This is a genomic window from Gluconobacter sp. P5B12 (assembly GCF_018812035.1).
Taxonomy (GTDB): domain Bacteria; phylum Pseudomonadota; class Alphaproteobacteria; order Acetobacterales; family Acetobacteraceae; genus Gluconobacter.
The window spans coordinates 16,094-29,696 of the sequence record NZ_JACRVV010000003.1 but is presented as its reverse complement, the minus strand read 5'-3'; the positions used below and the strand labels follow the sequence as shown (position 1 = coordinate 29,696).

Annotated in this window: 10 protein-coding genes and 1 tRNA gene; 1 reads left to right on the top strand and 10 read right to left on the bottom strand. The window is 51.6% G+C overall.

The window, feature by feature from the left end; genetic code table 11:
* Positions 1-10: 10 nt before the first annotated feature.
* From rpsP to KP702_RS06905, 3 genes are all read right to left on the bottom strand, one after another.
* Positions 11-361, bottom strand: a complete 351-nt coding sequence (rpsP, locus tag KP702_RS06915; RefSeq protein ID WP_202208448.1) for a 30S ribosomal protein S16 — start codon at positions 359-361, stop codon at positions 11-13.
* A gap of 40 nt (positions 362-401) precedes the next feature.
* Entirely contained in the window at positions 402-1,817 is a 1,416-nt protein-coding gene (ffh, locus tag KP702_RS06910; protein ID WP_202208446.1) for a signal recognition particle protein, read from the bottom strand.
* A gap of 129 nt (positions 1,818-1,946) precedes the next feature.
* Positions 1,947-2,468: a Spy/CpxP family protein refolding chaperone gene (locus KP702_RS06905; RefSeq protein ID WP_202208444.1), complete on the bottom strand. Its 522-nt coding sequence runs from the start codon at positions 2,466-2,468 to the stop codon at positions 1,947-1,949.
* Positions 2,469-2,694: 226 nt separating this feature from the next.
* Between KP702_RS06905 and KP702_RS06900 the strand changes: the two genes are divergently transcribed.
* Positions 2,695-2,784 (top strand) — tRNA-Ser (locus KP702_RS06900).
* 602 nt (positions 2,785-3,386) lie between these two features.
* On the opposite strand, the gene KP702_RS06895 is transcribed toward KP702_RS06900, so the two are convergent.
* The 7 genes from KP702_RS06895 to KP702_RS06865 all read right to left on the bottom strand — a co-directional run bounded on the left by KP702_RS06895 (position 3,387) and on the right by KP702_RS06865 (position 12,921).
* Positions 3,387-5,000 carry a glycosyltransferase family 2 protein gene (locus KP702_RS06895; protein ID WP_202208443.1) on the bottom strand — a complete coding sequence of 538 codons (1,614 nt, stop codon included), beginning with the start codon at positions 4,998-5,000 and terminating at the stop codon, positions 3,387-3,389.
* A 62-nt stretch (positions 5,001-5,062) separates the two neighbouring features.
* Entirely contained in the window at positions 5,063-7,063 is a 2,001-nt protein-coding gene (locus tag KP702_RS06890; RefSeq protein WP_237390082.1) for a glycosyltransferase, read from the bottom strand.
* A gap of 209 nt (positions 7,064-7,272) precedes the next feature.
* Positions 7,273-8,421, bottom strand: coding sequence for a UDP-galactopyranose mutase (gene glf / locus KP702_RS06885; protein ID WP_215768705.1), 1,149 nt, complete (start codon positions 8,419-8,421; stop codon positions 7,273-7,275).
* Positions 8,422-8,454: 33 nt separating this feature from the next.
* A complete protein-coding gene (gene galE / locus KP702_RS06880; RefSeq protein WP_202208439.1) occupies positions 8,455-9,441 on the bottom strand; it encodes a UDP-glucose 4-epimerase GalE in 987 nt (328 codons plus the stop codon).
* A gap of 74 nt (positions 9,442-9,515) precedes the next feature.
* Entirely contained in the window at positions 9,516-11,027 is a 1,512-nt protein-coding gene (locus KP702_RS16450; RefSeq protein WP_202208438.1) for an ATP-binding cassette domain-containing protein, read from the bottom strand.
* Positions 11,024-11,815 (bottom strand): ABC transporter permease, encoded by a 792-nt coding sequence (locus tag KP702_RS06870; protein WP_237390080.1) that lies wholly within the window; start codon positions 11,813-11,815, stop codon positions 11,024-11,026. The genes KP702_RS16450 and KP702_RS06870 overlap by 4 nt, the downstream gene beginning before the upstream one ends.
* A gap of 5 nt (positions 11,816-11,820) precedes the next feature.
* Positions 11,821-12,921 (bottom strand): hypothetical protein, encoded by a 1,101-nt coding sequence (locus KP702_RS06865; RefSeq protein ID WP_202208436.1) that lies wholly within the window; start codon positions 12,919-12,921, stop codon positions 11,821-11,823.
* Positions 12,922-13,603: the final 682 nt, after the last annotated feature.

Genomic DNA, 13,603 nt, shown 5'->3' with positions numbered 1-13,603 from the left:
CAGCAGTAGATCAGGCTGCGGCAGCTGCAGCAGCGGCGGCTTCTGCAGCGCGAGCCTGAGCCTTGGCCTTCGGAGCGGACTTCTTCGGCTGCTCGCTGTAAGCAGGCTTCGGAGCTAGACCAGCGTTGCCGAGGAAACGTGCAACGCGGTCGGTTGCCTGCGCGCCGTTGGCGAGCCAATGCTGGATGCGCTCGCCATCGAGGCGGATACGATCAGCATGGTCGGACGGCAGCATTGGGTTGTATGCGCCAACCTTTTCAATGAAACGGCCATCGCGCGGGCTGCGGCTGTCTGCAACGACGATGTGGTAGTACGGACGCTTCTTGGCACCAGCGCGTGAAAGACGAATCTTGAGGCTCATGAAAAACTCCTGAAAGACAAACTTGAAAACTTGATGCTGATCAGACGAAAGGCGGGCGCCCACCGGGCTTGCCCATTCCCTTCATCATGTCGGCCAGACCACCTGCCCCACCCATTCCGCGCATCAGGCCACCAAGGCCCATTTTGCTGATGCGCTTCATCATTGTGGACATGTCGTCAAACTGCTTGAGCAGACGGTTCACTTCCTGAACCGTCGTTCCAGAACCCGAGGCGATCCGCTTTTTACGGGATGCCTTGATGATCCCCGGCGTTTTGCGCTCCTGCTTGGTCATCGAGGAAATGATGGCCTTGTGACGTTTGAAAATCGACGTGTCGATCTCCTTGTCACCCAGCATATCCTTGATCTTACCCATACCAGGAAGCATGCCGAGAATGCCCGAGATCGACCCCATACGGTTGATCTGGTTGATCTGGGACACGTAGTCATCCAGATCAAACTTACCGGCGAGCATCTTTTTGGCTACGCGCTCGCCTTCTTCGTGGTCGAGCGTTTCCGCTGCGCGTTCCACGAGGCCAGCAACGTCACCCAACCCCAGAATGCGGCCAGCTACACGTTCCGGATGGAATTCTTCGAGCGCTTCCAGCTTTTCGCCAGAACCCGTCAGCTTGATCGGTGCGCCCGTAATGGCCTTCATGGACAGTGCGGCACCGCCACGGGCATCACCATCCATTCGGCTCATGACGACGCCGGTAATACCGACGGCTTCATTGAAGGACTTGGCTGTATTGACCGCGTCCTGCCCCGTCATCGCGTCCACGACCAACAGCGTTTCTGCCGGGTTCGTGACAGAACGGATCTCGCGAACCTCGTCCATCAGAGCTTCGTCGATAGACAGTCGGCCAGCGGTATCGAGAATGACGATATCGTAGCCTTCGCGACGGGCTGTTTCCAGCGCACGCTTCGCGATATCTACCGGCGACTGCCCCGCTACGATTGGCAGAGACTTTACCAGCCCTGTAATCGCGTTGACGCGCTCAGCAAGCTGCTGAAGCTGGAGCTGCGCTGCTGGACGCTGCACATCCAAGCTCGCCAGAAGAATCTTCTTGCGCTCACGGGAAGAGAGACGCAGGGCGATTTTACCCGACGTCGTGGTCTTTCCCGAACCCTGCAGACCAACCATCAGCAAGGGAACTGGCGGCACAGCTGAAAGATTCAGAGGAGCAACACCGGCGCCGCCGAGCGCGTCAATCAGGGCATCGTTAACAATTTTGGCGACAGCCTGGCCAGGAGAAATGCTTTCCAGCACTTCATGACCAACTGCACGCTCACGCACCTTATTGACGAAGTCCCGCACGACCGGCAACGCGACGTCCGCCTCCAGCATCGCGAGACGAACTTCACGCATGGCCTCGGTGACATCAGCCTCCGAGAGCTTTCCATTCTTGGAAAGCCCTTCGAGGACACCGGACATCTTACCTGAGAGTTGATCGAACAACGGGCCACCTTATAGCAAGCAGAAACACGCCACTGCGCGAGCCTTCGCGATGTGGCGTGTCCGGAAACAGGTTCGCTCTATCGCTTCGTGACGCGGACGTCAAGCAATAGAGCGCCTCAACCTCAGGAATCAGGGTGCAGGCGGCGGTCCATCTTCAGGCGGGTGGCCCATAATGGCGCCCAACTGATCATGGAGCGAACGAATTTTCTCCATGGTCGCGTTTGCCTGACGGCGCTGCTCAGGCGTCAGAATATCATGAAGCTTCTCCTGCGTCTCCAGTCGCGCCTGCGCTTCCTGCACATGCAGGTCGGATTCCTGCTTGGTCAGATCCGTGAGGAGCATGCGATCCAGATCACCCTCCACGGAAAGAGCCGTGCGGATCTTGTCCCGAAGTGCCTTCAGCTTTTCATGCCGAGCCTTCATCTCCTCATGGCCTTGGCTGAAAATCTTATGGACCTGAGCCTTCTGGGCCTCAGTCAGAGTTATTCCCGGCGGGAACGGTGGCAGCCCCCCTCCCGGACCCGGCCTGCCATGTAGGCTATCAAGCTGCGGTCCAGGCGCACCTGGATGGGCGTGCGCCAGAGAGGAACCAGCCAACAGCCCAACGGAAGCTAGAGCTGGGAGGAGAACAGAAAGACGAAATGCCGTCATGGATGCTATATCCTTGATGGTGATGAGAGGCGAAAAAGCGTTCCCGCCCCATTCCCTTCAAGATGGCAGTTTCTTCGTTACAAAACGCCCCATGTCCTGTTTCGAAGAGTAAACCCCTCCAAGGTATGTAACAAAGAAGGAGACTTGACGTGGGAGCCATCTCATCGCATGAAGCCGCCCACGTCCTGCACGCAGGACACGACTCCCGATTTTACGGTCGGGGTCCGGAGAGGTGGCCGAGTGGTTTAAGGCAGCGGTCTTGAAAACCGCCGTGCGTGGAAGCGTACCGTGGGTTCGAATCCCACCCTCTCCGCCATAATCTGGAAAATTATATAATCCACGTATTCAGACGACAAGAACTCATCAGACCCGCTATCCACTCCACTTTACATTTTGCGGCACTATACAACCTCAACATTCAAAAAAAAATAAACTAACAATATGCTTATAGACTAATTTATTATTACTATACGTGCTGAATATATAAAATTATAAATTTACCCGATTTTATTCTAAGAAGACATTAAGTACATTGCAATTATTCCAATATAATAATTGTCTATGCCATATTTTTTAAACGTAAATAAATTCCCCCTATCCTGCAGCCTATATCATTTCCTTCCTACTATCTGTTCATCAAAAATTAATATTCGAATTGATTATCCTAGAATACGCACTATATACTCAAGAATAAATTCTCTGGGATGTAAGAAAAATAGTATTTTTTTCGCTGATTATACCGCCCATAGGGACGATAGCGATGCAATATTATGTTTTGATATGACTTAATGCCATTACATGCATTAACGGCTCAACACTTTGTTTTTGGGAGCCAACGCAGAGGATTTCTTGTAAAACAAGACCACCAACGAATGAACAAAAAAACAATTAATGGGCACGAACCCCTTAAAAAAATCCTCAGTCTATCGAAACACCTAGACGTTTTGCCCACCATCTTGGCGCCGATAGCCTCAATAGAGTTTCAGGCTTCCGTGATCGTCGTGTCGCGAGAAAAAACATTAGACGAAGCAGACTCAGCGCAATGTCGCGCGCCTGAGCGGCATCGCGCCAGATATGTATTATCTGCCTCTCGCCAACGAGCCACACACTAACGGGGCGGTGAATCGTCCCGACCTTCCAGCACGTAGCATCAACCTTTACAGCCTGAGTGGTTATAGCGTTTCTCTGGGCTAGAATATCTCCCAACACCCGAAGGACTGTGATAATGGTTCGTGACAGAGGCGTATCGAACGTTTTTAGAAAAACCCGTTCCTGCCCTAAAGACTGACACGTCACCTCATCATCTTCTACAAGGGCACGATGCCCTTCCTCGCTCCAGCGCTCTAGACCCTCTGCCCCATCAAGATATGCTTGCAGCGCTCGAATCCCGGCACGTGCTTCCGCATAGCGATACAAAGCAATCGCGTTAAAGACCCCTCGAACAAGCCGAATGATAGCCGGAGATGGTACGAAACCACACTGAAGTGCTGCGCAGACAAGCGCGTTTCGTCGATCGTAATACTGATGCCATGGTCTTGTCTGGTTCAGCAGATGCGGGTGAGCAACATAAATCCCTGGCCACATAACCGTCGGAAAACCTGCACGCTTCAAGCGCAGACCATATTCCGCATCGTCTCCACGAAGAAACAAAGGTAATGGCAGCCCGTTAACCTCTACCGCCTGACGAGGGAAGCAGAAGAACCACCACCCGCAGAAATCGACATCGAGAGGTCGCTCAAGGAAGGAGCGAGCCTCAGTTTCCCCTAAACGCACTCCCTTACGAGGCAAAAAGTCTGTCGTAATTGCCTTGATAGGATCAAAACCATGCCCGACAGACAGGAGACGATCCCGCTGATCAAGATTGATCATTGCTCCGCCCAAGCATGTTTTGGGAGAAACAACATACGACAAGGCGGAACGAAGACGACAAAACAAACCTGCATCGACTTCTACATCATCATCCATAAGCAGGACGTGCGTAACATTCTGGTCCTTCAAGGCTTCCATAATGCCGCGAGTAAAGCCGCCCGCTCCCCCTAGGTTGTCCTGCTCGAAAATCCGATATTTTTTCTGATCACCCTCCAAAACCAATCGGTCCTTGAGAGCGACCTTTCCCTGATTAACAATGATGCAGCTTTCCACATCCCCCATTTGAGGGGCGATCTGGCCAACAAGCATCTGAAGCTGCGGGTCCCTATCTCGGGTACACACTACGACCGCAATACCGACTTGGCGTTCGGGAGGTCGATCACAAACCCAATCCACTACAATGCTCTGAGGCTGCAACGGAATTTCGCGATTGCCCTCATACAGATTGTAGGAGAGACGGTCCCCGCATTCGGTCAGAGGCGGCAGAGCAAGAACCATCTCCCCCTGCACAGAGGGCAACTCCAGAATTAATTCTGGAGTTGCCCCTTTTAAGTGTCGGAAAACTTTTACCAGCAGTTCAGCTTCCGCCTGCACCCGAAGCCCCACATGCTCAAATCGTGCATGAGCAGCCCAAGCCTGCGGGAACAGATCCTTTGAGAACATCTCAAGGGAAGAAGATGCTCTCGAAGGTTGTAACAGGTACCAAGCTGGCATTGACCTTACATTCAGACGCGATCGAACGTCTGGACCAAATCGCGCCAGAATGGCTCTGAAATCAGACGATCGTACTCGTTCGCCCATTGAAGCTGAACGCTGGAGACGTCCTTGCGGTAGGCACGCAGCGCCTTGGACAAACGCTCGCGCGCTTCCTTATAAAGCTCGGGGTCATTCGAAAAGATATGATATCCGATTTGCTGAGGATCATAGTACGCCCAGTCACGACCAGAGCGGATATCGCGCCAGTTAATATCATTACGGCTATTAAAGACCGTCATCTGACGGCGACGTGCTGAAATCGCATCCAGCGGCGTCTTCTTTCTCGTCATCAGCGATACGTTCCCGTTACGGCTCAAACGCTGATAGAGATTGTAGCCGCGAAGAAGAACACCCCGTCCACGTTTCGTACGGCTAACCCACGGAACAATGAACTTGTCAGATGTCCCAGGCGGGGTAGGAATTACACCAACTGGAAGAGACTTCTCGAAGCGGTGATTGGCGTTGAAGCGTTTGTAGACCTTCATGATATCCGCATGCAGATCCGCAGCATCCGTGTCTGCGAGAATGCTTGGGCCCTTAAGAAAGTCCTCAACTGCCAGAACAAGCAGCATAGCCGAACCGTAGTGGTAAATGTCGGCAAAACCACGGAAGCGCCGAAGAAGCAAACGGGTGACACGACGCATGATCTTGGAAATGCGCTTATCGACTTCTTCGCGGGACGTCTCGAAACTGTCTCCGACGAGAAGCGCATACAGCACCTCAATATGGCAGGAGAGGCGAATCAGCTCATTGCGGATATTGTAATACGCAAACCAACCTTCGGGCTTTGCATAATACGGCTCATGCCAGACTGCGATCCCCGGAATAGACAGTACATGGCCGCCGCGCATTGTCAGACGCACGCCATATTCAACGTCATCCAGATGCACAAAGCAGGGGAGCGGCATTCCGAACTTGCGGAAACCATCCACATGACCGCCGAAGAGCCACCAGCCGTTGAAATTCAGCGAATGGTTGCGCATGAGCGCGTCTTTTGCGGACAACTCACCCAGATCACTTGGGGCGAGTCGTGCGAAAGGACGCTCAAAGCGGTCTGGAACCCAGTGCGCACCACCATCTGCCAGGCGAGACGGGTCGTATACGTCAAGCTGTGCGCCGCCAATAAATACTTCCGGGTCCAGGCTGAGCCGGAACAAATTGGTCATACGCGCGATGGCCGTTTTCTCAACGTCTGCATCGTCGTCGAGCATCACGATATGTGTGTAGCCACCGTTTTCCAAAGCTTCAAACATACCACGTCCGAAACCACCGGCCCCGCCAACGTTACGCTGCTGTATGACGCGGACGTTTTCGGGCCAATGTTCCTGACGTTCTACCGTCCGGGCATTATCGACAATGATGATACCGTAACCGGGGTATTCTGCTTCAAGCGCGCTGACCAGACGGTCCACATTGCCCGCGAGCTGCTTCTCACGACGGAAAGTGCAAATTACGAAGCAAGGACGGACCTCCTGCAGCTTCGCATTGTACACACCCCACGTTGCGCGGCGCAGAATAACATCGGTTGGCGTTCCTTCGACACCTAGTGCATTCCATGCACTCCGATATGCTTTATGTAGAAGAGTGCCGCCGTCTGCTTCGGACTTTTCACTGGTTTCTTGGGCTGCTGAATAAAAATCCAGTGCTTCAATCGTAAAGTACCACCGGCCAAGTTTAGCCTCAGCTCCTACAATGTCGAAATCAATGCGAATTGTACGGACTTCATGAGGATCTTTGCCGACATGCTTTTCCATCGCAAATTCGGTGACCACACCAGCCTGAGAACGATGAAACAGGCCAACACGACAGCTTCCTTGTACTTCAAGCTCAAGATAAAGCTTTGCATTCGGAACAATGTGGTTGATTTCACGTTCGTAAAGCGCGGTCATGAAACCGTCAAACGTAACTACACGCCCACGCTCAACAATAACATTCCCATTGTCATCAAGATCTGTATACGGCTTTACCATATACAGGGACTTGCTTCTCTGGTCCGGTGAGAAGTTTATAGGAAAAAACGGGAAAAGGTCAGCATGTGAATACTTGCTTACCTCTGGAGTGCGATTAAGAACATTCATGGAGAAACCGTTACCTGCAAAAATTTATTAACACGTTTCATACCGCAAAGCCTCACTCACGCGAAACGCGTATAGCAAGGCTAGCAAGACAAAAAAATTACTCAGGAAGGATCGATGAAGAATGCCGGCAGTTGGGTGTCTGCTGCCAAGAGTTCATCAATTTGATCGCAAGCTTTCAAAGCTTCTGAAATCGTCACGTCCATATCCAAGTAACGGTAAGTACCCAGGCGACCAAGGAAGGATACTCCTTTAGTAGCCCGCGCGAGAGAAATATAATTGTCAAGCATTGTTTTTTCATTGGCGAGTCGAATTGGATAATATGGGACATCCTTCGGCTCAGCTAAACGACTATACTCCCGAAAAGAAACCGTTTTCTTTAAGGAATCCGCTTCCCATGGCGCAAAATGCTTATGTTCTGAGATGCGCGTAAACGGAACATCTTGATCGCAATAGTTAATTACTGCCGCACCTTGATAGTCTCCATCACTGTCGATGCGTTCGAAATCAAGAGTCCGGTACCCCAGACGTCCAAGTCTGAAATCGAAATAACGATCGATCGGCCCAGTATAAAAAACGTGCTGGAATTCTTCGGAAAGATCTTCGAATTTCGTATTCAGCCGAACTTCGATGTTCTCGGATTTCAGGATATTCTCGACGATGGCCGAGTACCCCTCTTCCGGCATCCCCTGGTACGGATGATTGAAATAGTTATCATCATAATTGAAGCGCAGCGGAAGCCTCTTGAGAATGGAAGCCGGTAACTCGGTAGGTTCCAGTCCCCACTGCTTCCTCGTATATCCGTAAAAAAAGGCTTTGTAGAGCTCCGGACCAATCATCGAGAGTGCCTGCTCTTCGAAGTTCTTCGGCTCCTTGATCGACGTGTCAGCCTTTTCTGCGATAAAGGCACGCGCCTCCTTGGGAGACATAGTCGTATTGAAGAACTGATTAATCGTCAGGAGATTGACCGGGAGCGTGTACATACGTCCTTGGGAAATCGCCTTTACCCGATTGATGTACGGCTGGAACGTCCCGAATTGCTGGATGTAATCCCACGCGCGCTGGTCAGCAGTATGAAAAATGTGTGGGCCATAACGATGCACCATCACGCCCGTCGTTTTGTCACGTTCGGTATGACAGTTTCCGGCGATGTGGGACCGCTCGTCAAGAAGAAGGACTTTATGACCCTTCTCTGAAAGGTGACGGGCAATAATGGCTCCACTGAAGCCAGCGCCGACAATACAAAATCTCATAACGTTATTCCAAGTTCAAAAATTTTTGCACGATTATATTGCATAACCATTGGGATGACTCTCGCGCCAACGCAGCGCGGTCTCCACAATGCGATCAAGATCTCCAAAACGCGGCTCCCAGCCAGTCTCCTTCCGAAGCGTGGTGGAATCAGCCACAAGTAGAGAAGGGTCCCCCTCACGTCGCGGCGCAGCCTCCCAAGGAACCTTCCGTCCGCTCACCCGCTCTACACTGCGAATGACCTCCAGATTCGAATATCCCTGCCCGTTACCGATATTATACGTGACGCTACGATGGTCGATCTGGCCAAGCGCACGCACATGGGCATCAGCAAGATCTGTCACGTGGATATAATCGCGGATACAAGAACCGTCTCTGGTAGGATAGTCCGTACCAAATAGCTTGAGTGCCGGACGGCGCCCCAGAGCGGCATCAATGGTTAGGGGAATCAGGTGGGTTTCAGGGCGGTGATCTTCCCCTGCCCGTCCCTCCGGATCAGCTCCTGCGGCATTGAAATACCGTAGGCAGGCACTCCTCAAACCATAGATCGAGTCAGCCCAGTGCAGCACACGTTCGATCATGAACTTGCTCTCACCGTAAGGCGACCCAGGCTGAACCGGTGCAGTTTCAGGAATGGGATCCAGGCGTTCAGGCCCACCAAAGAGAGCTGCGGTGGAAGAAAAAACTATTTTCTTCACCCCTTGCTCGACGCAGGTCTGCACGAGATTCAACGCCGTCAAGTAATTCTGTCGCAGATAGTGCAGCGGTTCGCGCATACTGTCCCCGACAAGGGACAAAGCCGCAAAATGCAGAACACCATCCCAGGGTCCTTGGGCAACAACTTCGGCAGTTGCCTGATAGTCAAGCAAATCCACTTTGTGGAAGGCCACACCGACTGGGACAGCTGCACGATAACCCGTGCTCAGATTATCCAGAACGACCACTTCATGACCCGCGTCTAGCAAAGCAAGAACGACATGACTGCCGACGAAACCAGCGCCCCCAGTAACGAGATAACGCATTCAAGACTCCCAAAAAGATTGACGCATCCGAGGCATTCAGAAAATTCGTCAACGAGCTACCAAAAAAAGAGCCCTTAACGCCACAGCCATTGCAAGACGTCCGGAAGGATGGACGCTCCATGAACATGGGAAAGATCCCCTTCCCCAGTCACTAGCTGATAGTCATACCCCTTGAAGGCCAGAGCCCTAGCCATAGTGCGATTTCCCGCCGGCCAGTCCAACCCTTCAAAGCGACCGGACAGCCGAGCATTGATCCCCACCTGCAGGAATACCCGCAAGGGCTTGGGATCGGACTGCATGATGATATCCGGGTACGCTCCGCCCCCGCGGATATCCACGAAACTGCCGCAAGCGGAAAAGACCTTTCCGAACACATCTGGACGCTGCCACGCAGCTGTGAACGCACAGATGCCGCCACTGCTGAACCCCCCGATCGCTCTCTGGGCGGGATCATCCATAATCGTGACGTGCTTGCGGACCTCAGGAAAAACCTCCTCGTCCAGAAAGCGGACATAATGATCCGTCAAACTGTCATACTCAAAGGAACGCTGCTCACTCGCCAGCCCGTGCTTCTGGTTTGGCTTCCCCGCCTCTACAAACAACACGGCCATAGGTGGAAGCAGGCCATCCGCTATCAGATTGTTCAGAACCACGGGTACCTGCCACGGACCATCGTCGGCTTTAAACCACCATCCGTCCTGAAACACCATCAGCGGCAGAGCACTATGTCCATCATACCCAGCGGGCCGATAAAGCCATGCTTCATGTCGGCAGTCTGGAAAAATGGAGGACGGTGGGATTGATAACGTAATCTGGGTTCCCTCAGGCACATCAGACCGACGTTCGATCGCTGGATGAGGAACATAAATCGAATTCGGATCGTGCCGTGGTACGGCAACCATCGGCTTGCTCATATCCCCAGAGCCATTATTTCCATGAAGGGTGTTAATATGAAAGTCGATGGCCTCATCAACGTCTTCGAACGAGTGGAACAGACCATCTTTGAGCACATATGCCCGTTCACAATGCTCCCGGACAAAATCCTCGTTATGTGAAACGATAACTCGTGCCCGGTTCGCCCGTTTTTCAAAAAGCTCAATCTGGCACTTTTCATGGAATTTGTGATCTCCAACATGGACAACTTCATCAATGAGAAAGCAGTCGAACTCAATACTCATCGAGATGGCGAACGCCAGACGCGCAGCCATTCCCGACGAATAGGTCCTTACTGGTTCGTCAAAATAAAGGCCAAGTTCGGCAAAATCTTGAATAAACTGCAGAGTATCTTCAATTTCCCGCCCGTAGATACGTGAAATGCACTTCGCATTATCCCTACCAGTCAGAGCACCTTGGAAAGCCCCACCGAACGCCAAAGGCCATGATACAGACATCTGCCGCTCGACAGTACCGGAAGTCGGCAGTTCCGAACCACTCAGGAGACGGATTGTAGTCGATTTACCCGCGCCATTCCGACCGAGAATTCCAACTTTCTCTCCTGGACGGATTAAGAGATCGGCTCCCCTAAGAACCCGATTAATCCCTCCTCGAACATGATAATTTTTACGGACATCCCGGAACTCGATCATTGCAGCGTCATGCCTCGGGAAACGAACCTCACGCCAATCATCGCAAAAAAAGACTGAATGATGTTCCAGATCACAACGTACATCACATCGAAATGCGCGGTGAAAAGAGACCCGAAATATCCATCTCGGATAATTTCGGAACAATTCACCATCGGGATCATCAAAAGGTAATACTGCGATGCAGCAGGCATGGCATCCACCAGAAAGCCAAGCCCTGAAAATCCAATCATAAGATAGGTTATGGGGTGCCAGAGCCGCTCAAAGAGTTCTGAATGCTCGCTGATGGAACCGACAAGGATCGCCAGGCTCGCCCCGAACCAGACCATCAGTACCCAACCTCCTATAACTTCCAGAATATTCTCAGGAGGGTCCATCCAGCCTATGCTACAGAACAGGGCCGAAAGAACCACAAATGACGTGGTAACGCCTCCCACTTCCAGAAGCAGACGCGCCGCATAAATATCTATGGGTCTGACATTCCTGTGATGCATGAGGCCAAGATGGATTTCCACCGCCTTATTCAGGCGGTTGGGCATGTTACGCCATACAAGAACGGTGGAATATCCTGTCAGGGCGAAAGCCACGATAGGAATGTTAGACGCGTGAGACATGTGCCCCAGCGTCCAGAGCGTCGTTATTCCCAGCGTAAATAGCATTGGCTCGCCGAAAAGCCACAGCACACCAATGTTGTGCCGCCCATAGCGTGTCAGGGTTTCGCGCAGAAAGAGCGCCCAGATGACACGCCTCTGGATAACGAAAGAGCGGGCAAAAGAGCCATGTGAACTCATGGCCGTCAATCCATATGTTCCCGAACGCTTGCATTCAGCATCCGGGCGATATTCCACAGAATGAGCCCCATGAGGAATGTCGCGAAGATATCCCTCATACGATAAGGCTCCTCAGAAGCATCAGGCAGGCTAGGCTGCGCAATCCGTTCAACATAGCTTTGCTGACGCCGCGCTTCCATTTGCGCCTGCTCCAGAGAGGAAACGGCGGCGGCAAGCTGCTTACCCGCAATCTGGTCCGCAAGGATCAGGCCCTGATAATCCGACGCTTTGGATGCAAGGGAACCGTCAGTGCCGGAAATTTTCGTAACCTCATTTGTCATCTCCTTCGAGAGACTCATGATGCGGTTCTGAAGAACTGCAATACCAGGATTATTAGCCGTCGTTTTCTGCATCGTCGCAAGCTGGGCACGTGTTGCTATCAACGCATCCTCGAACTTGGAAAGCATCTGCAACTGCCCGGATGCCTGCTGCTCCGGATTCATGATCCTGTGGCTATTCCGGTAATCAGCAATAGCAATTGCAGCTTTCTGAGCAGAAGCCTCAGCTTCTCGCACTTCACGCGTTGCAAACTGGATCAGATCTGAACGCGCCCTTTCGTTCAGATGGTTGACCGTGTCTTCAGCCATCTTCAAAAGCTCTTCATTGAACTTCTGGGCATTTTGGGGCTGATAAGCCCGCACCGTCAGAGTTGTAATTCCAGTCGTAGAATTGTTGTCAACCTTAACCTTACGCTGGAAATAGAGATACAGGTCCTCGAAAGATGAGGAGATTTTCACCGGGTCATAGCGATTGAAAACTGAAACATGCGGATCACTGTACGCATGAACAAAAGCGTTGTCCGTGTTGATAGAATGCAGCGCATCACGGGAAATAATGTAGTCGTCAGCGGCGTATGCCTCATCGCTGGAATTGGCAATCCCAGCGCTCTTGAACATGACGCCCAACCCACTCATCGAAGGCTTTTCAGGAGACCGCACGACAAAGCGCGATTCCGAAATATAAACATCCGACGCAAGAAACCCGAAATAGAGAATTGAAAGCAGTGTCGGAACAACAACAAACCCTAGAAACAAATAGTCTGAGACAAGTTTCTTGACATTACTCATGAACAAAGACGACCTTTACAACGGGCTGCCAGAAACACAAACCGCAACATTCAAAAGAACGGAATTGGGCACGAACGACACCAAACAATATTATGCACGACATGGCTTCCAAACAGGACCCACCCTCGCCGCAACCTCTTTACATACCCCTACCGCAAAGCTCGCCTTGAAAGTTCAGCACTCCTCAAACCCGCCTGAAACCTTCTCAAAGAGAAAAAGATTGTCGCATTCGCCTTTTCCTAGGTCAAGTTGGAGGTCATTCTGCCAGAAAGCCTTCAGTAATAACTTTTTCGGTGCCTGGGCGGTAGACGCCCCCCCTTCTCCAGTTCTTTGCCTAGACAACCCAAAGTTTCCTTAGTAGCCAACCCCCGTATAAAAAATATATTATTTTACTTACCGGAAATTAATATAAAAATTTCAACACGTTATACCTCACAAACCTGCAATAATCTGAAAGGCAATTACGACCGCTATCTACCGCACGTTACAAGCATCATCATGCGCCTTACCAAATTCGTAGATGGACCCGACATACATCTCCGGCAGATACCCCCGAAGTTTTCCAAGTTCGCTGCATTTATCGAATTGTGAAACTTAGGGAGAAAAATAGCCGCCAAGGCTTTCTTCTCACGCGATAAGCAGATTTTATCACCGTACAGAAATAATTATTTTTAGAAGCCGC

What these genes read in the sequence shown, in the direction of transcription:
- rpsP (WP_202208448.1), bottom strand. Translation starts at nt 361, where the DNA reads ATGAGCCTCAAGATTCGTCTTTCACGCGCTGGTGCCAAGAAGCGTCCG.
- KP702_RS06905 (WP_202208444.1), bottom strand. Translation starts at nt 2,468, where the DNA reads ATGACGGCATTTCGTCTTTCTGTTCTCCTCCCAGCTCTAGCTTCCGTT.
- KP702_RS06895 (WP_202208443.1), bottom strand. Translation starts at nt 5,000, where the DNA reads ATGTTCTCAAAGGATCTGTTCCCGCAGGCTTGGGCTGCTCATGCACGA.
- KP702_RS06890 (WP_237390082.1), bottom strand. Translation starts at nt 7,063, where the DNA reads ATGGTAAAGCCGTATACAGATCTTGATGACAATGGGAATGTTATTGTT.
- glf (WP_215768705.1), bottom strand. Translation starts at nt 8,421, where the DNA reads ATGAGATTTTGTATTGTCGGCGCTGGCTTCAGTGGAGCCATTATTGCC.
- galE (WP_202208439.1), bottom strand. Translation starts at nt 9,441, where the DNA reads ATGCGTTATCTCGTTACTGGGGGCGCTGGTTTCGTCGGCAGTCATGTC.
- KP702_RS16450 (WP_202208438.1), bottom strand. Translation starts at nt 11,027, where the DNA reads ATGATCGAGTTCCGGGATGTCCGTAAAAATTATCATGTTCGAGGAGGG.
- KP702_RS06870 (WP_237390080.1), bottom strand. Translation starts at nt 11,815, where the DNA reads ATGAGTTCACATGGCTCTTTTGCCCGCTCTTTCGTTATCCAGAGGCGT.
- KP702_RS06865 (WP_202208436.1), bottom strand. Translation starts at nt 12,921, where the DNA reads ATGAGTAATGTCAAGAAACTTGTCTCAGACTATTTGTTTCTAGGGTTT.